At 60.5% G+C, this 25,160-nt stretch carries 21 protein-coding genes and 1 pseudogene; 10 read left to right on the top strand and 12 right to left on the bottom strand.

Annotated features, from left to right (window positions below; all coding sequences use genetic code 11):
• Nucleotides 1-27 precede the first annotated feature (27 nt).
• Nucleotides 28-2,121 (top strand): TonB-dependent siderophore receptor, encoded by a 2,094-nt coding sequence (locus PspS49_RS01500; RefSeq protein WP_160037864.1) that lies wholly within the window; start codon nucleotides 28-30, stop codon nucleotides 2,119-2,121.
• A gap of 187 nt (nucleotides 2,122-2,308) precedes the next feature.
• Here the strand turns inward: PspS49_RS01500 and PspS49_RS01495 are convergent, their stop codons facing one another.
• The 5 genes and pseudogenes from PspS49_RS01495 to PspS49_RS01480 all read right to left on the bottom strand — a co-directional run bounded on the left by PspS49_RS01495 (nucleotide 2,309) and on the right by PspS49_RS01480 (nucleotide 7,977).
• Nucleotides 2,309-2,521: a hypothetical protein gene (locus tag PspS49_RS01495; protein ID WP_016986304.1), complete on the bottom strand. Its 213-nt coding sequence runs from the start codon at nucleotides 2,519-2,521 to the stop codon at nucleotides 2,309-2,311.
• Nucleotides 2,522-2,766: 245 nt separating this feature from the next.
• Nucleotides 2,767-3,873, bottom strand: a complete 1,107-nt coding sequence (aguA, locus tag PspS49_RS01490) for an agmatine deiminase (protein WP_127925465.1) — start codon at nucleotides 3,871-3,873, stop codon at nucleotides 2,767-2,769.
• Between the two features lie 5 nt (nucleotides 3,874-3,878).
• Complete coding sequence (gene aguB, locus PspS49_RS01485) at nucleotides 3,879-4,757, bottom strand: N-carbamoylputrescine amidase (protein ID WP_150750194.1); 879 nt, start codon at nucleotides 4,755-4,757, stop codon at nucleotides 3,879-3,881.
• Nucleotides 4,758-4,960: 203 nt separating this feature from the next.
• A pseudogene (locus PspS49_RS29750) lies at nucleotides 4,961-5,047 on the bottom strand (metal ABC transporter ATP-binding protein); the annotation flags it as partial.
• Nucleotides 5,048-5,064: 17 nt separating this feature from the next.
• Nucleotides 5,065-7,977 carry an aminotransferase gene (locus PspS49_RS01480; protein WP_160037862.1) on the bottom strand — a complete coding sequence of 971 codons (2,913 nt, stop codon included), beginning with the start codon at nucleotides 7,975-7,977 and terminating at the stop codon, nucleotides 5,065-5,067.
• Nucleotides 7,978-8,143: 166 nt separating this feature from the next.
• Between PspS49_RS01480 and rfbC the strand changes: the two genes are divergently transcribed.
• From rfbC to PspS49_RS01460, 4 genes are read left to right on the top strand one after another with little or no spacing between them, the layout of a single operon-like run.
• The gene (gene rfbC, locus PspS49_RS01475; protein WP_127925462.1) at nucleotides 8,144-8,689 is read left to right on the top strand and encodes a dTDP-4-dehydrorhamnose 3,5-epimerase; all 546 of its coding nucleotides are present in this window, start codon (nucleotides 8,144-8,146) and stop codon (nucleotides 8,687-8,689) included.
• Nucleotides 8,690-8,731: 42 nt separating this feature from the next.
• Nucleotides 8,732-10,540, top strand: coding sequence for an ATP-binding protein (locus tag PspS49_RS01470; protein WP_150750196.1), 1,809 nt, complete (start codon nucleotides 8,732-8,734; stop codon nucleotides 10,538-10,540).
• Entirely contained in the window at nucleotides 10,537-11,922 is a 1,386-nt protein-coding gene (locus tag PspS49_RS01465; protein WP_127925460.1) for a sigma-54 dependent transcriptional regulator, read from the top strand. The genes PspS49_RS01470 and PspS49_RS01465 overlap by 4 nt, the downstream gene beginning before the upstream one ends.
• Complete coding sequence (locus PspS49_RS01460; protein WP_127925459.1) at nucleotides 11,919-12,374, top strand: YiiD C-terminal domain-containing protein; 456 nt, start codon at nucleotides 11,919-11,921, stop codon at nucleotides 12,372-12,374. The genes PspS49_RS01465 and PspS49_RS01460 overlap by 4 nt, the downstream gene beginning before the upstream one ends.
• 205 nt (nucleotides 12,375-12,579) lie before the next feature.
• Here the strand turns inward: PspS49_RS01460 and cysQ are convergent, their stop codons facing one another.
• On the bottom strand, nucleotides 12,580-13,407 hold the full coding sequence (cysQ, locus tag PspS49_RS01455; RefSeq protein ID WP_127925458.1) for a 3'(2'),5'-bisphosphate nucleotidase CysQ: 828 nt from the start codon (nucleotides 13,405-13,407) through the stop codon (nucleotides 12,580-12,582).
• 11 nt (nucleotides 13,408-13,418) lie between these two features.
• Entirely contained in the window at nucleotides 13,419-13,985 is a 567-nt protein-coding gene (nudE, locus tag PspS49_RS01450; RefSeq protein WP_034151897.1) for an ADP compounds hydrolase NudE, read from the bottom strand.
• 88 nt (nucleotides 13,986-14,073) lie between these two features.
• Between nudE and yrfG the strand changes: the two genes are divergently transcribed.
• On the top strand, nucleotides 14,074-14,736 hold the full coding sequence (gene yrfG / locus PspS49_RS01445; protein WP_160037860.1) for a GMP/IMP nucleotidase: 663 nt from the start codon (nucleotides 14,074-14,076) through the stop codon (nucleotides 14,734-14,736).
• 94 nt (nucleotides 14,737-14,830) lie between these two features.
• Here the strand turns inward: yrfG and lysM are convergent, their stop codons facing one another.
• Nucleotides 14,831-15,271 (bottom strand): peptidoglycan-binding protein LysM, encoded by a 441-nt coding sequence (gene lysM / locus PspS49_RS01440; protein ID WP_160037858.1) that lies wholly within the window; start codon nucleotides 15,269-15,271, stop codon nucleotides 14,831-14,833.
• A gap of 138 nt (nucleotides 15,272-15,409) precedes the next feature.
• On the opposite strand from lysM, the gene PspS49_RS01435 reads away from it, so the two are divergent.
• The 4 genes from PspS49_RS01435 (at nucleotide 15,410) to PspS49_RS01420 (ending at nucleotide 20,347) form a co-directional block, all read left to right on the top strand.
• On the top strand, nucleotides 15,410-16,297 hold the full coding sequence (locus tag PspS49_RS01435; protein ID WP_160037856.1) for a LysR family transcriptional regulator: 888 nt from the start codon (nucleotides 15,410-15,412) through the stop codon (nucleotides 16,295-16,297).
• 92 nt (nucleotides 16,298-16,389) lie between these two features.
• Nucleotides 16,390-17,229 carry a formate dehydrogenase accessory sulfurtransferase FdhD gene (gene fdhD, locus PspS49_RS01430; RefSeq protein WP_127925455.1) on the top strand — a complete coding sequence of 280 codons (840 nt, stop codon included), beginning with the start codon at nucleotides 16,390-16,392 and terminating at the stop codon, nucleotides 17,227-17,229.
• Nucleotides 17,226-19,574 carry an FdhF/YdeP family oxidoreductase gene (locus tag PspS49_RS01425; RefSeq protein ID WP_034151893.1) on the top strand — a complete coding sequence of 783 codons (2,349 nt, stop codon included), beginning with the start codon at nucleotides 17,226-17,228 and terminating at the stop codon, nucleotides 19,572-19,574. Before fdhD ends, PspS49_RS01425 begins: the two co-directional genes overlap by 4 nt.
• 290 nt (nucleotides 19,575-19,864) lie before the next feature.
• Nucleotides 19,865-20,347 carry a glycine zipper domain-containing protein gene (locus PspS49_RS01420; protein WP_150692914.1) on the top strand — a complete coding sequence of 161 codons (483 nt, stop codon included), beginning with the start codon at nucleotides 19,865-19,867 and terminating at the stop codon, nucleotides 20,345-20,347.
• Nucleotides 20,348-20,414: 67 nt separating this feature from the next.
• On the opposite strand, the gene PspS49_RS01415 is transcribed toward PspS49_RS01420, so the two are convergent.
• From PspS49_RS01415 to PspS49_RS01400, 4 genes are all read right to left on the bottom strand, one after another.
• On the bottom strand, nucleotides 20,415-20,846 hold the full coding sequence (locus PspS49_RS01415) for a thioesterase family protein (protein WP_160037854.1): 432 nt from the start codon (nucleotides 20,844-20,846) through the stop codon (nucleotides 20,415-20,417).
• A gap of 143 nt (nucleotides 20,847-20,989) precedes the next feature.
• Entirely contained in the window at nucleotides 20,990-22,216 is a 1,227-nt protein-coding gene (locus PspS49_RS01410; RefSeq protein WP_160037852.1) for a 3-hydroxyacyl-CoA dehydrogenase, read from the bottom strand.
• Between the two features lie 132 nt (nucleotides 22,217-22,348).
• Nucleotides 22,349-24,283 carry an ATP-dependent DNA helicase RecQ gene (locus PspS49_RS01405; RefSeq protein ID WP_160037850.1) on the bottom strand — a complete coding sequence of 645 codons (1,935 nt, stop codon included), beginning with the start codon at nucleotides 24,281-24,283 and terminating at the stop codon, nucleotides 22,349-22,351.
• A 180-nt stretch (nucleotides 24,284-24,463) separates the two neighbouring features.
• A complete protein-coding gene (locus tag PspS49_RS01400) occupies nucleotides 24,464-24,967 on the bottom strand; it encodes a polysaccharide deacetylase (protein ID WP_127925451.1) in 504 nt (167 codons plus the stop codon).
• Nucleotides 24,968-25,160: the final 193 nt, after the last annotated feature.

Below are 25,160 nucleotides of genomic sequence, written 5' to 3'. Positions count from 1 at the left end.
CCTCCACCCTCTCGGATGCGCTTTTCAATGCCTGCCCCGTTCCGTCTTACGCCCGTCACCCTTGGGCTTTCTGCTTTTCTGTCCAGTGGTTTTGCCTATTCGGCGACCGAGTTACCCGCCACCGCGATCAGCGCCGAAGCGCAAGCCGATGACCCGCGGGTAAAGCTCAGCAGCACCGCGACCCGCACCTCGACGCCCGTGCGCTATGTGCCGCAGGCGATCGATTCGATCAAGACTTCGAACGTCGCCAACTACGGCACCAATGACATCGCCGACGCCTTGAGCGGCATGCCCAACGTCAGCAGCAGCGCCGACACCCGCTTCGACAGCCTGCGTATTCGCGGCTTTGATGCCAGCAACGATTTCTATCTGGACGGCATCCGCGACGACAGCCAATACAAGCGCGACCTGCACAACATCGAACGCGTCGAAGTGCTCAAAGGCCCGGCCGCCGTGCTGTACGGCCGTGGCAGTCAGGGCGGGATCGTCAACCGCGTGAGCAAGATGCCGGAATTCGGCCGTCGCTCGACCATCGAGGCCCAGGCTGGCAGCGAAGATTTGCGCAGCCTTTACGCCGACCTCAGCACTGATCCGAGCGAAAACATCAGCCTGCGCCTGAACATGGGCAACATGGATGAAAACAGCTTCCGCGACGGCGTCAGCGGCAACCGCCAACTGTTCGCGCCGTCGATGAGCTGGCAACTGACGCCGGATCTGAACTGGCTGGTGCAGTACGAATACAGCCGCTACAACCGCACCCCGGATCGCGGCATCCCTGGGGTCAACGGGCGTCCGGCCGATGTAGGTCGGGGCACCACCTACGGCAACGATCACGACTTCATCGATGATAAGTCGCAATCGCTGCGCTCGAAACTCACTTACGAAATCAACGACAACTGGCAACTGCGCCAGACCCTCGGCGTGTTCAATCTCGACAGCGATTTCGACAACACCTACCTCACCGGTTACACGCCGGCGACCAACAAGGTCACGCGTCAACACTGGCAGCAGGATCTGACCACCCGCAACGTCTACAACAACGTTGAACTGGAAGGCGGATTCGATACCTTCGGCCTGGAACATCGTCTGCTCACTGGGATCGAGATCGGCAGCCAGCGCCGCGATCCGACGCTGTATAACGCCGCCACCGGCAGAACGCCGGGTGCGCAGCCCGTACCTTCGCTCGACCTCTTCAAGCCGAATCGTGATCTGCGCCACACCGGCAGCATGCAGGTTTCCAGCAGCAGCCACACCGAAGTCGAAAGCCGCGCGGTGTACGTGCAGGATCAACTGCGCCTGAACGATCAGTGGCAACTGCTCGGCGGCCTGCGCTACGACACCTTCGATATCGAGTCGACCAACAAGCTGCGCAACATTTCTGAAGATCGCGACAGCCACAGCACCAGCCCGCGCGTCGGCCTGGTCTGGACGCCGTTGCAGAACCATTCGTTCTACGCTTCGTGGTCGAAGACGTTTTCACCAGTGGGCGGTGGCTTGATCGGCATCACCCCGGGTGCGGCCGGCAACACCAACGACCTCAGTCCCGAGCTGACCAAGCAGAAAGAAATCGGCGTGAAGAGCGACTGGTTCGACGATCGCTTGAGCACCACGCTGGCGATCTATGACCTGGAACTCTACAACCGCCGCACCACCGATCCAAACGACCCGACTTTGACCGTGATGTCCGGTCTGCAGCGCTCGCGCGGGATCGAGTTGACGGCCACTGGCAACATCGTCGGCAACTGGTACATGCGCGGTGGTGTCGGTGTGCAGGATGCGACCATCGAGAAGGACAACAACGGTCTGGAAGGCAAACGCATCAACAACGTCGCCAAACGCAACGGCAGCCTGTTCCTGACCTGGAAACCGGAGATGGGCTGGTATGGCGAAACCGGTCTGACTCTGGTTGGCCAACGCTATGCCGATAACGCCAACACCACCGTGTTGCCGGGTTATGGCCGCTGGGATGCGCTGCTCGGTTACCGCTTCAAGGATTGGGATTTGCGCGCGGCGCTGAACAACATCACCGATCGTGATTACTACGCATCGGCGACCAGCCAGTATCAAATCCAACCGGGCGCACCGCGCAGCGTCGTGATGACCGGCACCTACAGTTTCTGATTTCACACACATCCCTGTGGGAGCGAGCCTGCTCGCGAAAGCGTAGGGTCAGTCGACATCGTTGTTAACTGATCCACCGCATTCGCGAGCAGGCTCGCTCCCACATTGAGTGGGTGCGTACAAAATAATCGTGCATAAAAAAGCGCCGCCATCCCGGCAGCGCTTTGACCAATCCCTGTTGTTCTTCTTATCCCTCCATCACAGCCCACAACGCATCCAGTTCGGCCTCGCTGAACAGGTCAGCGGGGTAACGCTCGATCATCATCCGGCGCGGATCAGGTTGCCTGATCTGACGCGTTCCATTGGACTTCAACCAGTGCGCGACAATCTGGAGCGATTCGCCGTTAACGGCCATGGGATGCAACGTCCGCTCGCTGACTACGTTCACTTCGGCGTTCATTTCAGCGCTCTCTCCCCGTTCGTGAGCGGCTACGTTATCCAAGGTTTATGACAGAACTGTTGAAGTTCTTCCCCCTCCCTAGTGCCCTTTGTCGGATACAAGACCTATGCCAAGGTTTCTCATTTGTCGACAAGCGGATACAAAGAAGCCCGCAGTCCTGTCGGGCTGCGGGCCTCAGTTGATGCATAGCGAGCTAATCACTGCCCGGCTGATTTGTTAATCAACTCAAGCTGTTACAACTCAACTCACTCTTTGTGCGGCGCGGGTTGCTGTTGGGTAAGGCAGTGAATATTGCCGCCACCCAGTAACAGTTCACGGCCCGGCACCATCACCACTTCGTGCTGAGGGAACAGCTTCTGCAGAATCTCTTTTGCCGGGGCGTCCATCGGATCGTCGAAGCTCGGCGCGATGATGCCGCCGTTGACGATCAGGAAGTTCACGTAAGAACCGGCCAGGCGTACGGAAGGATTACGCTCCTGTGTACCATCCACCGGATCGACGCCGGCGCACTCTTCTTCGGTCGCGTACAGCGGCCCCGGAATCGGCATTTTGTGCACCGTGAACGGGCGACCCTTGGCATCAGTGCTGCTTTGCAGGACTTTCATTGCCGCCTGGCAGCGCGGGTAGTTCGGGTCCTGCGGATCATCAGTCCACGCCAGCAATACTTCGCCCGGACGCACGTAGCAGCAGAAGTTATCCACATGGCCGTCGGTTTCGTCGTTGAACAAACCGTCCGGCAGCCAGATGATTTTATCCACAGTCAGATTGGCGCTGAGCACCGCTTCAATCTCTTCGCGACCCAGATGCGGGTTGCGATTGCGGTTGAGCAGGCATTCTTCGGTGGTGATCAGCGTGCCTTCGCCGTCGACGTGAATCGAGCCGCCTTCAAGCACGAAACCTTCAGTGCGATAACGCGGGCTGCGCTCGATCTCGAGGATCTTGCCGCCAACCTGCGAATCACGGTTCCATGGCGAGTACAGACCGCCGTCGAAACCGCCCCAGGCGTTGAAGTCCCAGTTCACACCGCGCACTTCGCCGCTGTTGTTGATGACGAAGGTCGGGCCGCTGTCGCGTACCCAGGCGTCATCGCTGGACATCTCGACCACGCGGATATTCGGCACGTCGAGGCGCGCGCGGGCGTTTTCGTACTGGCCGGCGGACACGGCCACGGTCACCGGTTCAAAACGCGCAATGGCCTTGGCCACCGCAGCGTGTGCGGCTTGCGCCGGTTTGCCGCCCAGACGCCAGTTGTCCGGGCGCTCGGGCCAGATCATCCAGGTCTGCGTCTGCGGCGCCCACTCGGCCGGCATGTGAAAGCCGTCGGCGCGCGGGGTACTTTTCAAGGTGGTCATCGGGATCAGGACTCCAGGGAACCGTCGAGGGTTTTCAACGCACCGTACAGGTTCGGACGGCGGTCACGGAATGAACCCCACGCGCTGCGAATGTGTTCGAGCTCGTCGAGGTTGAAAGTGTGCACAAGAATACCTTCTTCGGTTTTATTCAGCTCCTGCACTTTTTCGCCAAACTGGTTGGCGATGAACGAAGAGCCATAGAACGTGATGTCGTAGCCGTCCTGTTCTTCGTTGCCGATGCGGTTGCTGGCAATCAGCGGCATCAGGTTGGCGCCGGCATGGCCCTGCTGCACACGCTGCCAGTGATCGCGCGACGAGATGGTCTTGTCGTGCGGCTCGCTGCCAATTGCCGTTGGATAGAAGAGGATTTCCGCCCCTTGCAACGCCATGCTGCGCGCGGCTTCCGGGAACCACTGATCCCAGCAGATGCCCACGCCGATTTTCGCGTAACGCGTATTCCACACTTTGAAACCGGTGTCGCCCGGGTTGAAGTAATACTTCTCGTGGTAGCCCGGGCCGTCCGGGATGTGACTTTTACGATAAATCCCGAGATTGCTGCCGTCGGCGTCGATGATCGCGATGCTGTTGAAACGCGCGCGGCCGGCCAGTTCATAGAAGCTGATCGGCAGCACCACTTGCAGTTCTTTGGCGACTTTCTGGAAGTGCTTGATCGCAACGTTGTCTTCCACCGTCGTCGCCAGTTGCAGGTAGTCCGGGTTCGGCTTCTGGCAGAAATACGGCGCCTCGAACAGCTCCTGAATCAGAATGATCTGCGCGCCTTTGGCGGCGGCTTCACGCACCAGCCTTTCAGCGATTTCGAGGTTGGCTTGCAGATCCCAGGAACAGGCCATCTGAGTGGCGGCGACGGTAACGATACGGCTCATGAATCATCTCCGGGCAGGTGCTTCGACGGCCGAGAATTCGACCGAAAAGAAAAACGCGCGCACCGGACATGAGATCGCCATGCCGGAGCGATGGCGACTTTATAACCGATAAATATCGGCTTTAGAAGCTTGTTAAATGCCTTTCGTCTAAATAAATTCAATAAAAGCCGATACAAATCGAATTAAAAACCAAAAACAAAATGTGGGAGCGAGCTTGCTCGCGAATGCGGTGTATCAGTAACTGCATAGAGTGACTGACACACCGCTTTCGCGAGCAAGCTCGCTCCCACAGGGGATTGGCTTCGTTCTACAGACCTTCGCTGAGGACTCGGTCGAGCATATCGACAAAGAAATCCACACTCTGACGCGACGTCACCATCGGTGGCTTGATCTTGAGAATGTTCAGATCATCACCGGTCGGCTGCATGAAAATCCCCAACTCGCGCAGGCGATCGCACAGCAACGCGGTTTCCTCGCTCGCCGGCTCCAGCGTCTCGCGATTGCGGATCAGCTCCAGCCCCAGATAGAACCCGGAACCGTGCACCGCCCCCACCAGCGGATGTTTATCGATCAACGCTTCGAGCCGCACCTTGAAGTGGCCACCGACCACTTGCGCGTTCTCCCAGAGTTTTTCTTCTTCCATGACATCGAGCACCGCCATGCCGATCTGGCAACTGACCGGGCTGCCACCCGCTGACGAGAAGAAGTAACCCTCAGCCTCCAGCGCTTCGGCAATTTCCCGGCGAGTGATGACCGCGCCCAGCGGTTGACCATTGCCCATGCCCTTGGCCATGCAGATGATGTCCGGCACCACGCCCTGCTCTTCAAACCCCCAGAAGAAGTGGCCCATGCGCCCGTAACCGACCTGCACTTCGTCGGCGATGCACACACCGCCCTGCGCACGGACCAGCGCGTACACCTGTTTCAAATATCCCGGCGGCAGCGAAATACCGCCAGCATTGCCATAAACCGGTTCGCAGATGAATCCGGCCAATTGGCGCTTCTGCTCGGCAAGCTTTTCCAAATGACGCTCAACGCTGCGCACATACTCTGGCGCCGAATCGAGGCCACGGAACTCACCGCGATAGGTGTTTGGCGCCGTCACGGGATGCACCCAGTCCGGGCGACTTTCCAGGGCTCGCGGGTTGTCGGCTATCGAGGTCGAAACCGCATCAGCGCCGACCGTCCAGCCGTGATACGCCTCGAGTACGCTGAGCATGTCGCGCCCGCCGCTGTAGGCCCACGCCAGACGAATCGCCAGGTCATTGGCCTCGCTACCGCTGTTGACCAGAAACACTCGATCCATACCTTCCGGTGCCAGTTTCAGCAAGCGCTCGGAGAATTCGGCGACCGCCGCATAATTGAAGCGCGAGTTGGTGTTGAGCAACGACCACTGACGAGCCGCGACCGCTGCCATGCGCGGGTGACCGTGACCGAGCACCGCAACGTTGTTGAGCATGTCCAGATAGGAGCGGCCCTGCATGTCGATCAGATGATTGCGCCAGCCGCGTTCGATACGCGGCGGGTCGATGTAATAGTGTTTTTGCGTGCGGGCGAAACTGGCATCGCGGCGTTCGAGCAGGGTTTTCGCGTCCAGCTCCGGCTCGGCATCACAGGCAAGCCCCAACAACGCAGCGGGCGATGGGCACAGCGCCTGCCACGCCGGAGCATGCGTCGGTGTGCAAAACAACGGCGCATTGAGCTGCGCGCCTCGGCACAACTGCACCCGCAGCGGGCCGTTGACCGCGCCCAGTACTTGCCCTTTGACCAGCGCCGCGCCGCTGTGCAGCGAAGGTGTCACGCCCCACAGACGAACACTGAGTTGCGGGCCATCCAGTTGCAGCACACCGTCTGCGGCCTGATGCACGACGCCAGCGAACGGCGCCTCCACGGTGGTGCCATCGGGCACGCGCAATTCCACGTGCAGCGGGAAGGTATCCGGTTCAACGGCACTGTCGGGACGAGTGCGCGACAAACGGTACTGACCATAACGGCTCGCCGCCAAACCATGGGCCGCCGCCGCTTCGTTCAACAGGTGCTGATCGATACCCTCCTGCTCCCAGTTGCCGGCCTCGAAGTGCGGACTCAGGACACCGAGATCGATCAGCGCAAACTCGCGGCCGACCAGACCGGGCAGCAAGGGCGCAAACCCTTCGCTGTTGATCGCCGGCAATGCGTGACCGACGGCAGTGAGGATCGCCGCTTCCATCAGCGCCTGTGGCACCGATATCGCCACCCTGAAGATTTCCCACTCATGGCTGAGGTTGTCGCGGCTGTAAGTATTCGCCGGGTCGATGCTGACCTGTTGCTCGCCACTGAGCACCAGCACCGCTGCGCGCGCGACGATCAATGGCCACAGCGCTTGCAGCTCCTCATGCTGCAGCGGATTGACCGCGTGGTAGGCCTGCACCGCCGGCAGGATGACAAACGGATCGCCAGCGGCGTGATGCAGCAACGCCGCACAGGTCACCGACAGATCGGTGATACGCCAGGTGCGCACCAGATCGCCAAAGTCGATCACACCCTGCAACTGCCAGTGACGCTGGGCATCGCGCGCCCAAACGGCGTTGTCATCGGTGATGTCCATATGGATCGCCTGCACCGGCAGCTTGCCCCGCAACGGCTGCAAACGGCGCTCGGCCTGTTCGGCGGCATCGGCGATCAATGTCCGTTGTTGCTCATCCTTGATCACCGGCAGCAGATGGCTGATCAGTGCACTGGCGTGGCGGGCATCCCACTGCAACGTGCGCTCAAGGCCCGGATGGTCGAACCCGGCCAGCGCCAGATCCATCTCACCGCAGAGCCGGCCAAAACCCGCCACCACATCACGACCCAAGTGATCGAGATGCGTGAGCGGCTGCCCCTCGATGTAATCCAGCAGCCGCACATGAACGGCTTCGCCCCCAACCTCCAGCGACAGCAGATCCTCGCTATTATTGGCCGCAATCACCCGCGGCACCGTCACCACCGCGTGCTCGGCCAGATACTTGAGGCCCGCATGCTGGGCTTGCAGCTCCACCAAGGCGTAATCGCCACGGCAGATTTTCAGCACGAACCGCCCGCGTGGACTGTCGACGCGAAAATTCAGATCCTGCTGACTGCCAAGGGCCTGCAACGTGCCGCTGAGTCCGTAGTGTTCCGCCAGCCATTGCCGGGCCTGCTCGGCAGACACCTGCGGGCTGGGCAAACTGGCGCGATGAATCAACGTGGCGAGCGGCATGAAACGACCCCTGAAATGTTATTAGGCGCCTATATCGCCATTGCTGGACGGGATCCGCAACCCCCAACCGCGCAAAGGTATACGGGCTATTTGTCTTGCAGCACTCGCACCCTCCGACACTTTGCGCAAGAATGTCGGCCATTCACACCTGCCTATGGAAATCCTCATGAATGTAATCACCACCGACCTGCCCGGTGTCCTGATCATCGAACCGAAGGTGTTTGGTGACGAGCGCGGTTTTTTCTACGAGAGCTTCAATGCCAAGTCGTTCCAGGACGCCACCGGTCTGGACACGCAATTCGTGCAGGACAACCACTCGCGCTCGCAAAAAGGCGTGTTGCGTGGCCTGCATTACCAACTGCAAAACACCCAGGGCAAACTGGTCCGCGTGACCGTTGGTGAAGTACTGGATGTCGCCGTGGACATCCGCCGCAGTTCGCCGCACTTCGGCAAATCGGTGGCGGTGCGTCTGTCGGCTGAAAACCATCGTCAACTGTGGGTGCCGGAAGGTTTCGCCCATGGTTTTGTGGTGCTGAGCGAGTTCGCCGAATTCCTCTACAAGACCACCAACTACTACGACCCATCGTCCGAGCGCAGCATTCGCTGGGATGACCCGGCTCTGGGTATCGACTGGCAGCTGGACGAAGCGCCGAAGCTGTCCGCCAAGGACCAAGCCGCAGCGCTGCTCAAGGACGCTGACGTCTTCGCCTGAGGCCGGGCATAATGCGCCTGTCACCTCAGGCGCATCCGGCTTATGAAACCAACCCTTCCCCCCAGACCTCGCTGGCGCAGTCTTGCCCTGCTGGCCCTGTGTCTGGCGCCGCTGTTGTGGCCGCTGGAACATCTCGCCGAACGCTATTACCGCAGCGAATTGGCCGGGCAGAACCGCCAGACCCTCGACCTGTACGTCGCCAACCTGCTGGGCACCCTGCACCGCTATGAAGTGTTGCCGCAAATCCTCGGCGACCTGCCGGCGCTGCGCTCGGTACTCGGTGCGCCTGACGACGGCGTCACCCAAGGCAATGCCAATCGCCTGCTGAAGAACATTGCCGCGCAGACTGGCGCCGAAGTCATGTACCTGATGGACACCAGCGGCCAGACACTGGCGGCGTCGAACTGGGACAAACACGACAGCTTCGTCGGCCGCAATTTCTCGTTCCGGCCGTATTTCAGCGAAGCCATGGCCGGACGCCTAGGACGCTTCTTCGGCCTCGGCACGACGTCGGCCAAGCGTGGTTATTTCTTCGCCGCCGCCGTGCGCAACGGCGAAAAAATCATCGGCGTGCTGGTGATCAAGGTCGACCTCGACCACACCGAAAGCCTGTGGGGCAAAACTCCGGAACAACTGCTGGTCACCGACCACAACGGCGTGGTCATCCTCACCTCGCGCCCGGAATGGCGCTTTCGCTCGACCCGTGATTTGAGCGACAGTGAGCGTTCAGCGATCACCGCTATCCAGCCTTACCCGACTCGCGAGCCGCGGCCGCTGAATCTTAGCCCGACTGCGTGGTTGATCCAGACCCACGACATCGCCGAAACCGGTTGGAGCGTGAGCATTCTCGCCCCGCGCACGCTGATCGACCGCCCGGTGCGCACCGTGGTCGCCATCGGCGGCGCCACGCTGTTGGTGGTGATGTTACTGCTCGGCCTGATGATGCAGCGCCGCCGCCATTATCTGGAACGTATAGCGTTCGAGGCCAAGGCACGCCGTGAACTGGAAGGTCGCGTGGCGGAACGCACCAGCGACCTCGAAGGCCTCAACCGGCGTTTGAAGGAAGAAGTTCTGGAGCGTGAGCAAGCCCAGCAAGAACTGGTGCGCGCCCAGGATGATCTGGTCCAGGCCGGCAAGCTGTCGGCGCTGGGGACCATGTCAGCGAGCATCAGCCACGAACTCAATCAGCCGCTGGCAGCGATCCGCAGCTACGCGGAAAACGCCGAAGTGCTGCTCGATCATCAGCGCACCGACGATGCGCGCGGCAACCTCAAACTGATCAGCGAACTGACCGGACGCATGGCCTCGATCATCGCCCACCTGCGCGCCTTTGCCCGCCGTGATCGCCACGCGCCAGAAAGCGTTGCCCTGCAACCGGCGCTCGACGATGCGCTGGCCTTGCTCGCAAAACGGCGCCGGAGCATGGAAGTCGAGCTGATCCGCGACCTGCCCGCCGCCACCCTGTGGGTCGAGGCCGGGGAAACGCGTCTGCGCCAGGTGCTCGGCAATCTGCTTGCCAACGCCCTCGACGCCCTCACCGAGAAAGGCCCGCCACGCAAACTGTGGCTGAGTGCCGAATCCACCGCCGAGGGCGTCAATCTGTACATTCGCGACAACGGCCCGGGGTTTTGCATGGAAGCCCTCGGCCGCGCCAGCGAGCCCTTCTACACCACCAAGACTCGTACGCAGGGCCTTGGCCTGGGGCTGGCCATTTGCGAAACGCTGATGCGCGCCTTCGGAGGAGAACTGTCGTTCGCCAACCACAAGCAAGGCGGCGCCTTGATTACCCTGCGGCTGCGCGCCGGTGCGCCCGGGGTCAGCCTGCAACCGTCCGAGGATCGAAGTGCATGACCATCGACAATCGCATTCAGGTGGTGTTGATCGACGACGATCCGCACCTGCGTCAGGCCCTCGGTCAGACCCTGGATCTGGCCGGCCTGAAAATTCTGCCGCTGTCCGAAGCCAAGGGTCTGGCCGCACAGCTTGAGCGTGACTGGCCGGGCGTGGTGGTCAGCGACATTCGCATGCCGGGCATGGATGGCCTGGAATTGCTCAGCGAATTGCACGCGCAAGACCCCGAGCTGCCCGTGCTGCTGATCACCGGCCACGGCGACGTACCGCTGGCAGTGCAGGCCATGCGCGCTGGCGCTTATGACTTTCTCGAAAAACCCTTCGCCAGCGACGCGCTGCTCGACAGTGTGCGTCGCGCGCTGGCCCTGCGCCGACTGGTGCTGGACAACCGCAGCCTGCGTCTGGCCCTCAGCGACCGCAATGAATTGAGTGCGCGGCTGGTCGGCCACTCAACGCCGATGCTGCGTCTGCGTGAGCAGATCGGCGCGCTGGCCGCGACCAAGGCTGATGTGCTGATCCTCGGCGAAACCGGCGCCGGCAAAGAAGTGGTCGCCCGCGCACTGCACGATTTATCCAGCCGCCGTAACGGCCCGTTCGTGGCGATCAACGCCGGCGCACTGGCCGAGTCGGTGGTGGAAAGCGAACTGTTCGGCCACGAACCCGGCGCGTTTACCGGCGCGCAGAAGCGCCGGATCGGCAAGTTCGAATTCGCCAATGGCGGCACGCTGTTTCTCGATGAAATCGAAAGCATGAGCATGGACGTGCAGGTGAAGTTGCTGCGCATGTTGCAGGAGCGCGTGGTCGAACGTCTTGGCGGCAATCAACTGATCCCGCTGGACATCCGCGTCATCGCCGCAACCAAGGAAGACCTGCGTCAGGCCGCTGATCAGGGGCGCTTCCGCGCCGACTTGTACTACCGCCTCAACGTCGCGCCATTGCGCATTCCGCCGCTGCGCGAACGTGGCGAAGATGCATTGGTGCTGTTCCAGCATTACGCCGATGAAGCCAGCGCCCGCCACGGCCTGCCGCCCCACGAGCTGCAACCAGCACAACGCGCCTTGCTGCTGCGTCACACCTGGCCGGGCAACGTGCGCGAACTGCAGAATGCCGCCGAACGTTTCGCCCTCGGCCTGGAACTGGCGCTGGATAACGCTGGCGCCGAAAGCGGTGGCAGCACCACGGTCGAAGTCATCAACGGAGGTCTCAGCGAGCAAGTGGAAAACTTCGAAAAATCACTGATCGCTGCCGAACTGGCACGCGCTCACAGTTCCGTACGCAGCCTCGCCGAAGCCTTGGGCATTCCGCGCAAGACCCTGCATGACAAGTTGCGCAAGCATGGCCTCAACTTTGGCGACAGCAGCCATGGGGACGAGAACGAATGAGCACAGACACTCGCTATCTGGAGTCGGTCCTGCATCACGACATCCCGCTGACACGGGACATGGGGCTGAAGGTGCTCGACTGGCATGAGCAGCAGTTGAGTCTGCACCTGCCACTCGATCCGAACGTCAATCACAAAAGCACCATGTTCGGCGGCAGTCTTTACTGCGGCGCGGTGCTGGCCGGTTGGGGCTGGTTGCATTTGCGTCTGAAAGAGGAAGGAATCACCGACGGGCACATTGTGATTCAGGAAGGGCAGATCAGTTATCCGCTTCCGGTCACCGGAGATGCCACGGCGATTTGCCCGGCGCCTGACGCGAAGGCGTGGAAGAGGTTTCTGGCGATGTATCAGCGTTATGGGCGGGCGCGGTTGACGCTCGATACGCGGATCGTCAATGCGGGTAGCGATGAGGATGCCGTGAGGTTTACCGGCCAGTACGTTTTGCACCGCTGAAGATCAAAAGCCCCTCACCCGAGCCCTCTCCCAGAGGGAGAGGGGACTGATTGGGGGATGCTTCAGAGGTACATCGACCTGAAGGCGCTTCACTGAATCCATAATCGACCCAATCTTTCAGGTCGATGTGTGATGCAAGACAACTCGGTCGGCCCCCTCTCCTGGGGGAGAGGGCTGGGGTGAGGGCGATTGCCGATCAGCCCACTTAACCCCGGGCCAACGCCAACAACCTTTCCCGCCACGCCGCCTTCGCCGGCAGCGCCAAAAAGAACTCGTTCAACAGCGATTCCCGCGCCGGATAGCAGAACGCTTCCCCGCGCAGATCCAGCACTTCACCGCCAGCCCCTTCGAGCACACCCTGCGCCGCCGCCGTGTCCCACTGCGAAGTCGGCGCCAGGCGCGGATAGCAATCCGCCGCGCCTTCAGCCAGCAGGCAGAATTTCAGCGAGCTGCCAATATTGGCCAATTGCAACTCACCCAGGCTCGCACTCAACCCCGCCAGCAAGCGCTCCTGCTCGGGACTCGAATGGCGACGACTGGCTACCACGGTAAACGCCTCTCCCGGCCCCGGCACATCACGCACCTGAATCGCAACCGGCGTACCGCCCTTGTCGCAACGCCACGCCCCAAGCCCGGCGCCGCCGACGTAGAAACGACCGTTGGTCGGCATCGACACCACGCCAAACACCACCCGACCATTTTCGATCAGCGCGATGTTGACGGTGAACTCTTCGCTGCCGCTGATGAACTCCTTGGTGCCATCCAGCGGATCCACCAACCACCAACGCTGCCAGCCAGCGCGCACGCTCTGGGGGATGTTGGCGTCTTCTTCCGACAACACCGGAATGCTCGGATCCAGCGCCGTCAGCCCGGCGACGATCAGGTGGTGCGCGGCCAGATCCGCCGCCGTCACGGGCGAGTCATCGGACTTGGCCGTGACTACAACGCCGGCGCGCCAGAATGGCAAAATCGCCTCGCCGGCCTGCAATGCCAGCTCAACGACCGGCGCCATCAACGGGTGGGGAAACGTCATCGATATCTCACTCATGCTGGAAAGAACCCGCGCTCGGTCAGCAGATCGCGGGTCAGATACAGTGCAGCCAATGCACGGCCTTCGGAAAACTGAGGATTGAGCGCCAGCGACGACAGTTCGCGCAGGTTCACTTTGTCGACACGCATCGGCTCAGGCTCGTCGCCTTCGAGACGTTCCTCGTACAAATCAGTCGCCAGGACCACCTGAATCTTCTGGCTCATGTAACCGGGCGACAGCGACAGCTCGGTCAGATGTTCCAGTTGTCGCGCGCCAAAACCGGCCTCTTCCTTGAGCTCCCGCTCGGCAGCCGCCAACACATCTTCACCAGGCTCGATCAGCCCTTTTGGCAGAGAAAGCTCATATTCATCAGTGCCGCCGCAATACTCTTCGACCAACACCGCGTGCTCGGCATCCAGCATCGCCACAATCATGACCGCGCCGTAACCCGCACCTTTGCCGACCAGACGCTCATACGTGCGTTCCACGCCGTTGGAAAAACGCAGTTTGAGTTCTTCAACGCAAAACAGGCGACTGGTGGCGACGATCTCGCGGGCAAGTACGGTGGGTTTCTGGCGCATGCAAAGCTCCTTGGCGTGAACGCGCTACTATAACGCGGCTTTCCCGATTGTTTATGTCGGATATCTTTCTACCGCTCGAGACGTTGCCATGCCTTCATTACCGTGGTCCGACATCGATACCGTTCTGCTCGACATGGACGGCACGCTGCTGGATCTGCACTTCGACAATCACTTCTGGCTGGAACACCTGCCCCAGCGCTACGCCGAACTGCACGGGGTCAGCCGGGCCATGGCCGAGATGGAATTGCAGCCGCTGTTCGAACGCCATGCCGGTCAGTTGCAGTGGTATTGCCTGGATTTCTGGAGTGCCGAGCTGAAGTTGTCGGTGCGGGAATTGAAGCTGGAAACTGCGCATCTGATTGCCTTGCGACCGGATGCCGATACCTTTCTGGCGGCGATCAAACGCGCCGGCAAACGGGTGATCATGATCACCAACGCGCACCGCGACTCACTGTCGCTGAAGCTTGAGCGGATCGAACTGGTGCCGTATTTCGAACGGCTGATCAGCTCCCACGATTATGGTTATCCCAAGGAGAACCCGCAGTTTTGGGATGCATTGCAAGCGGACATCGGCTTTGATCCGGCGCGCAGTCTGTTTATCGACGATACCTTGCCGATTCTGCGCAGTGCGCGGGATTTTGGGGTCGCGCATTTGCTGGCGGTGAAAGAGCCGGACAGCCGCAAGGGGCCGAAGGACACGGCTGAGTTTGCGGCGGTTGAGGATTACCGCAGTTTGATTGCAGGGCTTTGATACCGAGTTGGCCCATTCGCGAGCAGGCTCGCTCCCACATTTGGAATGCGATCCAATGTGGGAGCGAGCCTGCTTCTAGTGGCGTTACGACGTGTTACTCAGGAATACGCAGCGTCTGCCCCGGATAGATCTTGTCCGGATGCGACAGCAGCGGCTTGTTGGCCTCGAAGATCTTGTTGTACTGGTTGGCGTTGCCATACACAGCGAGGGAAATCGCGCTGAGGGTGTCGCCTTTTTTCACCACGACAAATTTTGCTGCAGCCACCACCGGACCGGTCACGGTGATCTGATCATCCACGCTGCCAACCCCGACAATATTGCCCACCGCCAGCAAAATCTTTTCTTTCTCTTCCTGACTCGCGACTTCACCGGTAACGGTCACTTTGTCGCCGTCCACCGTTGCCTGCACATTCGGATTGCCCAGGCCGACCTTGCTGATGTGTTCCTTCAACTGCTCACTGGCATTGGCGTTACCCGGGGTCAGCAGATCGAGCAGCTTTTCACCGGCTTCTTTTACAAAACTTAAAAGACTCATCGTGGTTCTCTCCATGGAATAAAGGGTCAGTCGTCCAAGCCTAGACCACCGCAGACAAACCCGGTTCCAAGCCGACCAATGACCCTGCCACCGCGCAAGCGGTAGAATCGCCCACCCCTGCCAGCGCCCGGAGCGAAGATGGACATCAAGCAGCTGAAATTCCTCATCGCCCTCGACGAAACCCGCCACTTCGGCCAGGCCGCCGCGCGGTGCCACATCACCCAACCCACCCTGTCGATGCGCCTGCGCAGCCTCGAAGAAGAGCTCGACCTGCCGCTGGTCAACCGTGGCCAGCGTTTCGAAGGCTTCACCGCGCCGGGCGAGCGGGTGCTGGCGTGGGCGCGCTCGGTGATGGCGGCTTATGACGGTTTGCACGCGGAAGCGGCGGCGTGTCGCGGCAACCTCATCGGCACGCTGCGACTGGGCGTGGTGCCGCTGTCGAGTTTCGATCCGTTGCCGTTGATGCAACGCCTGCATGCCGCACACCCGAACCTGCGTTTCGAAATGTCGGCGCTGAGTTCTGAACAGATCCTCGAACACCTGGCGAACAACCGCATCGACCTCGGCGTGTCGTATCTCGATCGTCTGGACAACGAACGCTTCGAGTCCCTGGCCTTTAGCGAAACGCGCATGGGCCTGCTCTACGACCAACGCTCTTTCACCTTTGGCGACGCCCCCTTGAGCTGGGAATCGCTGATCGAACTGCCGCTGGGCATGCTCACCAGCGGCATGCACTTTCGCCAGTCCATCGACCACAACTTCCACAGCCGTGGGCTGACCCCGCAACCGTTGCTGCAAACCGACGCCGTGCATCAATTGTTACAAGCGGTACACGGCGGCTTTTGCTGCGCGATCATGCCGCTCGACGGCGGTCTGGAAAAACTCACCGACCACCTGCGCCTGCAACCCATCGAAGACGCGCAAACCCTCGCCCCGCTGGGCCTGATCATGCGCCGCGGCGCCCCGCGCTCGGCGCTGGCCGAGGCCTGTTTTGCGCTGTATCAGCAATCGCCAGGCGACGCTTGATCGACGGCATCTATCGATAGATCGACAGTAGCGATTAGACGCGACAACTTGCCGCGCCTAGTCTTAACGTTGATCAAACCGTCGGTGATGCCATGAACGCCAAGCGCCCAGCCTGCGCGGCGCCAGCAATCGAAACGCCCGCGCCCGCCGCCAGCCAGACGTACAGTTACAGCGATTTGCCCCGCGAGGAATCGACCAGCACTGCGCTGGCCGAGGAAGTCGCGTTGGCGATCGCCTACAACGGCATCAGTCAGGCAGTGATGCTGGTGACGCCGACCGACCTGGAAGACTTCATCGTCGGCTTCAGCCTCGGCAGCGGCATCATCGAAGACGCCACCGACATCTATGACCTGCAACTGACAGGGGCCGGATCTGCGCAATACGCGCAAGTGACCATCGCCAACCGTGCGTTCTGGAATCTCAAGCAACAGCGCCGGCAAATGGCGGGCACCAGCGGTTGCGGATTGTGCGGGGTTGAAGCGGTGGAGCAGGCATTGCCCGATTTGAAAGTACTGCCCGGCGCGCCGCTGCCACCGATCGAATGGCTCGACGGTCTGCGTCAGCGCATCGGTGCTTTTCAGCCGCTCGGCCAGCACTGCGGCGCGGTGCACGCGGCGGTGTTCATGAATGGCAGCGGCGAATTGCTGCTCGGTCGCGAAGACATCGGCCGGCACAACGCCCTCGACAAGCTGATCGGTGGACTGATCCGCCAGAAGATATCCACAGAAGGCGGCCTGGCGATTGTCACCAGTCGTTGCAGTCTCGAATTGATCCAGAAAGTCCTGCGTGCCGGCATCCAGACCCTGGTCAGCCTGTCCGCACCCACAGGCCTTGCCGTGCAATGGGCCCGTCGACACAACCTCAATCTCATCCACCTGCCGCAGAAAAGTGCGCCGCGGGTGTATAGCCCCGCGATGGAGAATCAAGCGTGAGCCAACATCATCAAGCCGACCAGAAACCTGTTCCGCGCTACAAGCCTTACAAAGGTGCCGCCGGCGGCTGGGGTGCCCTGATCAGTGTGGCCCAAGCCTGGTTGACCAGCGACAACGCCCTGAAAAACCTGCGCATGATGCTCAAGACCAACCAGAACGGCGGTTTCGACTGCCCCGGTTGCGCCTGGGGCGATTCGCCGGAAAGCGGCATGGTCAAGTTCTGCGAGAACGGCGCCAAAGCGGTGAACTGGGAAGCCACCAAGCGCCGTGTCGACGCCAAGTTTTTCGCCAAACACAGCGTCACTTCGCTGCTGGAGCAGAGCGACTACTGGCTCGAGTATCAGGGTCGCCTGACCGAGCCGATGGTTTACGACGCCGAAACCGATCGCTACAAGCCGATCAGTTGGGACGACGCCTACACCCTGATCGCCAAGCACCTGCAAAGTCTGCCGAGCCCGGATCTGGCCGAGTTCTACACCTCGGGTCGCGCCAGCAACGAGGCGGCGTATCTGTATCAGCTGTTCGTGCGCGCCTACGGCACCAACAACTTCCCTGACTGCTCGAACATGTGCCACGAGGCCAGCGGTGTGGCGTTGGCGCAGAGTGTCGGCGTCGGTAAAGGCACCGTGACCTTCGACGATTTCGAACACGCCGATGCGATTTTCGTCTGGGGCCAGAACCCCGGGACCAACCACCCACGCATGCTCGAACCGTTGCGTGAAGCGGTGAAACGCGGCGCGCAAGTGGTGTGCATCAACCCGTTGAAAGAGCGCGGCCTGGAACGTTTCCAGCACCCGCAACACCCGATCGAAATGCTCACCAACGGCGACAAACCGACCAACACCGCGTATTTCCGTCCGGCCCTCGGTGGCGACATGGCGCTGCTGCGCGGCATGGCCAAGTTCCTTCTGCAATGGGAGCGCGATGCGCAGAAGGCTGGCGAACCTGCTGTGTTCGATCATGACTTCCTCAATGCCCACAGCGCCAACGTGCTGGAGTATCTCGGCGTGGTCGATGACACGCCGTGGGAACAGATCGTCGAGCAATCCGGCCTGACCCTGGTCGAGATCGAACAAGCCGCGCGCATGTACGCCAAAGGCAAGAACGTGATCATGTGCTGGGCGATGGGCATCACCCAGCATCGCCATTCGGTGCCGACCATCCAGGAAATCGCCAACCTGATGCTGCTGCGCGGCAACATCGGTAAACCCGGTGCTGGTCTGTGCCCGGTGCGCGGACACAGTAACGTGCAGGGCGACCGCACGATGGGCATCAACGAGCGTCCGCCGGTGGCGTTTCTCGATTCGCTGGAGCGACGCTTCCAGTTCAAGGTGCCGCGCCACAACGGCCACAATGTGGTCGAAGCGATCCATGCGATGGCCGAAGGGCGCGCCAAAGTCTTCATCGGTCTGGGCGGCAACTTCGCCCAAGCCACGCCGGACAGCCCGCGTACGTTCGAAGCCCTGAGCAATTGCGACCTGACCGTGCAGATCAGCACCAAACTCAACCGCAGCCACCTCGCTCACGGTAAAGATGCGCTGATCCTGCCGTGCCTGGGTCGTACCGACATCGATATCCAGACCGAAGGCCCGCAAGCGGTCACCGTGGAAGACTCGTTCAGCATGGTTCACGCCTCCAACGGTCAGTTGCAGCCGCTGTCGAACCAGATGCGCTCCGAGCCGTCGATCATCGCCGGCATCGCCGCTGCCACATTGGGCAGTAAACCGGTGGACTGGAACTGGTTGGTGGCCGACTACGGGCGAATCCGCGAACTGATCGCCGACACCATTCCCAACTTCAAAGAGTTCAACGAGAAGATCAAGAACCCGGGCGGCTTCTACCTCGGCAACAGCGCCGGCGCACGCAAGTGGAACACGCCGTCGGGCCGGGCCAACTTCCGCGCGAACATGCTGCCCAAGGATCTGGTGCACGAACGCACCCGCGCGACCGGACAATTGCCGGATCTGATCCTGCAATCGATGCGCTCTCACGATCAGTACAACACGACGATTTATGGCCTCGACGACCGTTATCGCGGGGTGAAAGGCCAGCGTGATGTGCTGTTTGCCAATGAGGCCGACATCATTCGTCTGGGCTTCCGGCCGGGGCAGAAGGCCGACATCGTTTCGCTGTGGGACGATGGTCGCGAGCGTCGGGTGAAGGGCTTCACCTTGCTGGCGTTTGATATTCCGGCCGGGCAAGCGGCGGCGTATTACCCGGAAGTGAATCCACTGGTGCCGCTGGAGAGCACCGGGGATGGCAGCCATACGCCGACGTCGAAGTTCATTGCGATTCGGCTGGAAGCGGCGAGTGAGACTGGATTGATCATGGCCAAATCCGCTTAATTCAAAATCAAAAGATCGCAGCCTTCGGCAGCTCCTACACCGGTTCCTGTAGGAGCTGCCGAAGGCTGCGATCTTTTCGCTTCTGCTTTTCAATCGCCCACAAAAAAGGCCGTCTTTTCACAAAAACGGCCTGTCCGAAGTAGCTAAAGACCGGCGAAAATCGGTTAAGTTCCGCTGATAAAACAGCAACTTGCAATATTGTATACAAGTCGTGTTATTCGTCGGATTTCGATTGTCACGCTTGTCACACAGCCTCAGGATCGGCGCCGTCATCCCTTTGAGGCTCATCTATGAAGTTCTCCTCGATTCTCTTGTTGTCCCTTGGCCTGGTCAGTGGTTTGGCGTCTGCAGGCGGCACCACCGAAGCAGGTGTGGGCGGCGCATTGGGCGGGGTTCTTGGCTCGGTCGTCGGTCAGTCCTTAGGCGGCAATACAGGTTCCACCATCGGCGCAGCACTGGGCGGCGCGGGTGGTAGTGCGGTCGGCGCCGACAAGCGCAGCCGTGGCGAAGCCGCCATCGGTGGTGCGCTGGGCGCAGCCGGCGGTAACGTGGTTGGCCGCAGCATGGGCGGCACCACCGGCAGCCTGATCGGCTCCGCAGCAGGTGGCGGCGCCGGTGGTGCGCTGGGTAACTACATGGGTAACAAAAGCGATGACGATGATCGTCATTACGATCGCGGTCGTGACCGTGACCGTGGTTATTACCGCGACCGTCATCCAGGCCGCGGCCACGCTTACGGCCACCGCAAACATCACAAGTACCATCGCGACTGAGGCCTCAAACACCTCGCTGGCCGGTAAAGCAAAATCGCAGCCCAAGGGCTGCGATTTTTTTTGCCGTTTACACCACCAGGTATTCCAGTGCCTGCCGCAGTTCGGCAGGAATCGGCACTGGCTGATTGCTCGCCCGATCGACGAATACGTGAACGAAGCGCCCGGCCGCACACGCCTCGCTTTCGCCGACCTTGAACACTGCCAATTCGTACTGCACCGAACTGTTGCCCAGCTTGCCGACCCGCAGACCAATCTCGATCAGATCCGGAAAGGCGATCGAGGCAAAGTAATCACACGCCGAACTGACCACAACCCCCACCACCTCACCGTCATGGATATCCAGACCACCGACCTGAATCAGGTAAGTGTTCACCGCCGTGTCGAAGAAGCTGTAGTAGGTGACGTTGTTGACGTGACCGTAGGCGTCGTTGTCGTGCCAGCGCGTGGTGATGGGCTGGAAGTGCGGATAGTCGGCGCGTTGTGGCATCGGGTTGGACATTGCTCAACAATCCCTGAAGTTAATGGGCGAGTCTAATTCAAAATCGCGCCGCACCCTTCGCGAGCAGGCTCGCTCCCACATTTGAAATGCGCTCTCCTGTGGGAGCGAGCCTGCTCGCGAAGGCGTCAGCACCGCCGCCAAACTTAACGATCTGCAAACCCCTTACCCTGCGCCGCCAACTCTCCAATCAACCGCGCCGGTTTCCACTGATCCCCCTGCCGCGTCTCCAGCGCCAGCAAACGCTTATGAATGTCCGCCAGCCCTTGCTGATCCGCCCACGCCATCGGCCCGCCCTTGTCCGCCGGGAAGCCGTAGCCGTTCAGATACACCAGATCGATGTCGTGTGCCGACTCGGCAATGCCCTCCTGCAAAATCTTCGCACCCTCGTTGACCAATGCCAGCAGGCAACGCTCCAGAATCTCCTCTGGACCGATCTCACGGCGCTGGAAACCCAACCCTTCGCTGACCTGCAACACCAGCGCATCGACCTCAGGATCGTGTTCCGCCTGTCGACTGCCCGGCTCGTAATGGTAATAGCCATTGCCGGACTTCTGGCCAAACCGGCCCATCTCGCACAAGCGGTTATCCACCTGAACCTCCGGCGCATCCTGGCCCTTGCCGGCCAGCTCGCGTGCACGCCACTCCAGATCGATGCCGACCACGTCGTACATGCGAAACGGCCCCATGGCAAAACCAAAACCTTGCAGCGCCGCGTCGACCTGCTGTGGATAAGCGCCTTCAAGCAGCATCTTGCGCGCCTCCAGCACATACGGGTGCAACATGCGATTGCCGATAAACCCGTGGCAATTGCCCGACACCACACTGACCTTGCCCATGCGTTGGCCCAGCGCCAGTGCGGCGTCCAGCGCTGATGGTGAAGTCTGCGCGCCGCGCACGATCTCCAGCAGTTTCATGATGTGCGCCGGGCTGAAGAAATGCAGGCCCAACACTTGCTCCGGGCGCCGGGTCGCCGCGGCAATCGCATCGATATCCAGCGCCGAGGTATTACTCGCCAACAGCGCCTCGGGCTTGAGCAAGCCATCGAGTTCACGAAAGATCTTCTGCTTCAGCTCAAGATTTTCGTACACCGCCTCGATCACCAGATCGACATTGCGAATCGCCGCGTAATCCGCCGCCGCACAGACCCGCGCGATACGTGCATCCGCCTCGGCCTGATCAATCCGGCCCTGGCGCACGTTGTGTGCATAAGTCTCGGCCACGGTGGCGAGCGCCTGCTCAAGCATCTGTGGATTGTTATCCACCCACTGCACGCTCACACCGGCATTGGCCAGGCACATGACAATGCCACGGCCCATGGTGCCCGCACCGATCACGGCGGCCTGCTGAATATCGAAGGATGTCTGGCTCATGTTGTTCTCTTGTTGGCGATCCAAAGACTGGTCTCACGATAGTCAGCCAACGACGGTTTTTGAAGTTTATTACCGTGATGATCGACATTCAGCGGATGGATACAGGCGCCCTGACTCCCACAGGATTTATGTTCAACCGAGCAAATGATCGTCAGCCCAGTTCCGGACTTCGGCATAGGGATACTCTTCCAATGCGCCAAACCCGGGAATCGCCCGCGCCTTGAGCTTGGTGAACAACGGCACGCTGATCCCGCACAAAAACCGTGTCAGGCGCTCCGCCGTCGGGATGACCCCGGTGTGCTGCTCATGCCTGTGGATAAAGTCACCACACAACGCCGCAAAATTTTTATCCACAAGCGCTGGCAATTCCGGCGGCGCCGGCAATCGCGCCACCTGGCCATGACACACCGAACAATGCCCACACTGCTGAGGTGCATTGTGATCACCGAAATACTCCGCCAGGCGATACCCCAGGCAGCGTTCGGTGGCGAACACTTCAAGCATCGCGTGGATGCGCGCCACTTCAGCCTGCTCATGTCGGGTGAAATAGTCATGCAGTTCAGCGCTCAGGGCATCGCTGTCAAAGTCACTATTCAGCAAGCTGTAGACTTCTGTCATCTGCTTGCTTTCCAGCTCGACCCAGCCCTTTTCCTGAAAGTAATCGAGCGCCTTCACCACTCGATTGCGCTCGGCGGAATACTGCGAGTACATCGCCTCGAAATTCACCGTGGCCCAAGTGCGCGCGCGCGCCGAGGTCTGAATGATCGCTGCAACGAAATCCCTGCGCTCACCGTCGAAACGCTCAAGCAGCGCTTCGGGTTCCAACAGGTATTTGAAACGGTATTCGGCGTAGTAGGCATAGCGCGGCGCGATCAAACCGCGCAGCTCCAGTTGCACCAGCAATGTTTTCAGCGGCAGTGAGCGAATATTGCTCTGATCCGCCAATGGCCCGAGCAGAAACTCCCACTGCCCTTCCGGCGCCGAGGCCTTCAGTTCATCGAGTACATAGCGAATGCCATCGCGCTCCGGCGTATCACCGTAGACGAAGTTTTCCAGCACATTGAGGCTGTCGCGATTGGCCAGAACCAGACAGTCCGACGACTGCCCGTCACGCCCGGCGCGGCCGATTTCCTGACTGTAGTTCTCGATGGATTTGGGCAGGTCGAAGTGCACCACATTGCGGATGTCACTCTTGTCGATGCCCATGCCGAAAGCGATGGTCGCGACGATGCAATTGGACTGCCCGGCCATGAAACGTTTCTGGATCGCTTCACGTTTGTCATGGGCTAAGCCAGCGTGATACGCCTCAGCCTGAATGCCGTTGCGCTCAAGGTGTTCGGCGATGTGCTCGGCGGTTTTCTGCAAGGTCACGTAAACGATACTCGGCTGCCCCGCACGCTCGCTCATCCACTCCACCAGACGCCGACGCTTGTCCTGACCACGCACCGGTTCCACCAGCAGATTGAGATTGGGCCGGTAGAAGCCGGTGGTCACCACATCATCAGCGGCGATAGCGAATTTGGCCTGCATGTCGGCAATGACTTTCGGCGTTGCCGTGGCCGTCAGCAGCAAGGTCTGCGGGATGTTGAACTGGCGTTGGTAGTCCGGCAGCTTGAGGTAATCTGGGCGGAAGTTGTGGCCCCATTCCGAGATGCAATGCGCCTCGTCCACCACCAGCAGCGAGATCGGCACCTGCTGCAAAAAGTTGCGGAAGCGCTCGTTCTTCAAACGCTCAACCGAGATCATCAGAATCTTCAACTCACCCGAACGGGCGCGGGCCATCACATCATTGGCGTCATCGCGGCTCTGCGCCGAGTCGATGCTACCTGCCGAGATACCGTGTCGCTGCAAGAAGGCCAACTGATCCTGCATCAGCGCCAGCAACGGCGAGACTACCAGCGTCAGGTGCGGCAGCATCAGCGCCGGCAATTGATAACAAATCGACTTGCCGGAACCGGTGGGAAAAATCGCCGCCGCCGAGCGCCCGGCCAGCACCGCGCTGATCGCAGCCTCTTGTCCGGGTCGAAACTGTGGAAAACCAAAAACCTGTTCCAGGGTGTTGTGCATTCGCTGTCACTCCATTGACTGCTGCCATGCCAACAGCCTAGCGGGCGATCGCAGCGAGTCGAGAAAAGGTCGGGGCCAAATCGATTCGGAATGATACAGCGATTACTTGAACGCCACGGTCTCTGTGGGAGCGAGCATGCTCGCGAAGAGGCCGGTCAGAACAACGCAAAATCCTGAAGTTCAGGGACGCAAAACCGCCACTCGCAACTGCTCGTTCAGCATCTGCTCATGCACGTCCTGGCTTTTGCTGGCCCACAGCGCATGGGCCGGGCTGATGTCGCCAGTGAACGCTGCCGCCAACTGGCGCAGGTCAGCGACACTGCGCACGCGCGGGCAGAACGGCTGTTCATCACAGTTCTGACTGGCATTGCGATAGGTGCTCAGCAGCCCCTCCCAGAGCCCATCGCGCACATGGCGAATCGACTTCAGTTGCACGTGCGGCACACCGAGTCGCTGCTCAAGCCCCTCTTCATCCAGCGCTTCGCTGGCCAACAGCGCTTTGGCGAACATCAACACTTCACCGCGCGACGCCGTGTCCATGCTCGCCTGGCTGATGAGTGCTTCCGGCCAATCAGTGCGATCGAGACGATCCAGCACCCATGCATTGCCAACGTCAGAGGCCATCGTTAAACGGCAGGTGCTAAGCCCGAGCAATAAAATCGCGGCCATTCGTAGCCAGTGCATACCTAATTCCCTTTAAGCGCGTGTCAGACGTTTGGAAACGCCCTACAGATTCTGGCGCGCACGATACAGCGGTTTACCGCGAATCGCCTGACAAACAAGTAGGAATTATTACGCCTAAGGGTTTTGGCCTGAAAAAGCTGCGAAAACACGTAGGGCATTTCCTCAAACCACGGAAAAACCCCTACGAATACTG

The sequence above is a fragment of the Pseudomonas sp. S49 genome, from assembly GCF_009866785.1.
Lineage (GTDB): Bacteria > Pseudomonadota > Gammaproteobacteria > Pseudomonadales > Pseudomonadaceae > Aquipseudomonas.
This window is presented reverse-complemented; position numbering and strand designations above follow the sequence as displayed.

What these genes read in the sequence shown, in the direction of transcription:
- cysQ (WP_127925458.1), bottom strand. Translation starts at nt 13,407, where the DNA reads ATGACGTTTCCCCACCCGTTGATGGCGCCGGTCGTTGAGCTGGCATTG.
- PspS49_RS01410 (WP_160037852.1), bottom strand. Translation starts at nt 22,216, where the DNA reads ATGAGCCAGACATCCTTCGATATTCAGCAGGCCGCCGTGATCGGTGCG.
- PspS49_RS01435 (WP_160037856.1), top strand. Translation starts at nt 15,410, where the DNA reads ATGGACATCAAGCAGCTGAAATTCCTCATCGCCCTCGACGAAACCCGC.
- PspS49_RS01415 (WP_160037854.1), bottom strand. Translation starts at nt 20,846, where the DNA reads ATGTCCAACCCGATGCCACAACGCGCCGACTATCCGCACTTCCAGCCC.
- PspS49_RS01400 (WP_127925451.1), bottom strand. Translation starts at nt 24,967, where the DNA reads ATGCACTGGCTACGAATGGCCGCGATTTTATTGCTCGGGCTTAGCACC.
- PspS49_RS01470 (WP_150750196.1), top strand. Translation starts at nt 8,732, where the DNA reads ATGAAACCAACCCTTCCCCCCAGACCTCGCTGGCGCAGTCTTGCCCTG.
- rfbC (WP_127925462.1), top strand. Translation starts at nt 8,144, where the DNA reads ATGAATGTAATCACCACCGACCTGCCCGGTGTCCTGATCATCGAACCG.
- PspS49_RS01465 (WP_127925460.1), top strand. Translation starts at nt 10,537, where the DNA reads ATGACCATCGACAATCGCATTCAGGTGGTGTTGATCGACGACGATCCG.
- aguA (WP_127925465.1), bottom strand. Translation starts at nt 3,873, where the DNA reads ATGACCACCTTGAAAAGTACCCCGCGCGCCGACGGCTTTCACATGCCG.
- PspS49_RS01420 (WP_150692914.1), top strand. Translation starts at nt 19,865, where the DNA reads ATGAAGTTCTCCTCGATTCTCTTGTTGTCCCTTGGCCTGGTCAGTGGT.
- nudE (WP_034151897.1), bottom strand. Translation starts at nt 13,985, where the DNA reads ATGCGCCAGAAACCCACCGTACTTGCCCGCGAGATCGTCGCCACCAGT.
- PspS49_RS01495 (WP_016986304.1), bottom strand. Translation starts at nt 2,521, where the DNA reads ATGAACGCCGAAGTGAACGTAGTCAGCGAGCGGACGTTGCATCCCATG.
- PspS49_RS01460 (WP_127925459.1), top strand. Translation starts at nt 11,919, where the DNA reads ATGAGCACAGACACTCGCTATCTGGAGTCGGTCCTGCATCACGACATC.
- aguB (WP_150750194.1), bottom strand. Translation starts at nt 4,757, where the DNA reads ATGAGCCGTATCGTTACCGTCGCCGCCACTCAGATGGCCTGTTCCTGG.
- PspS49_RS01500 (WP_160037864.1), top strand. Translation starts at nt 28, where the DNA reads ATGCCTGCCCCGTTCCGTCTTACGCCCGTCACCCTTGGGCTTTCTGCT.
- lysM (WP_160037858.1), bottom strand. Translation starts at nt 15,271, where the DNA reads ATGAGTCTTTTAAGTTTTGTAAAAGAAGCCGGTGAAAAGCTGCTCGAT.
- PspS49_RS01405 (WP_160037850.1), bottom strand. Translation starts at nt 24,283, where the DNA reads ATGCACAACACCCTGGAACAGGTTTTTGGTTTTCCACAGTTTCGACCC.
- fdhD (WP_127925455.1), top strand. Translation starts at nt 16,390, where the DNA reads ATGAACGCCAAGCGCCCAGCCTGCGCGGCGCCAGCAATCGAAACGCCC.
- yrfG (WP_160037860.1), top strand. Translation starts at nt 14,074, where the DNA reads ATGCCTTCATTACCGTGGTCCGACATCGATACCGTTCTGCTCGACATG.
- PspS49_RS01480 (WP_160037862.1), bottom strand. Translation starts at nt 7,977, where the DNA reads ATGCCGCTCGCCACGTTGATTCATCGCGCCAGTTTGCCCAGCCCGCAG.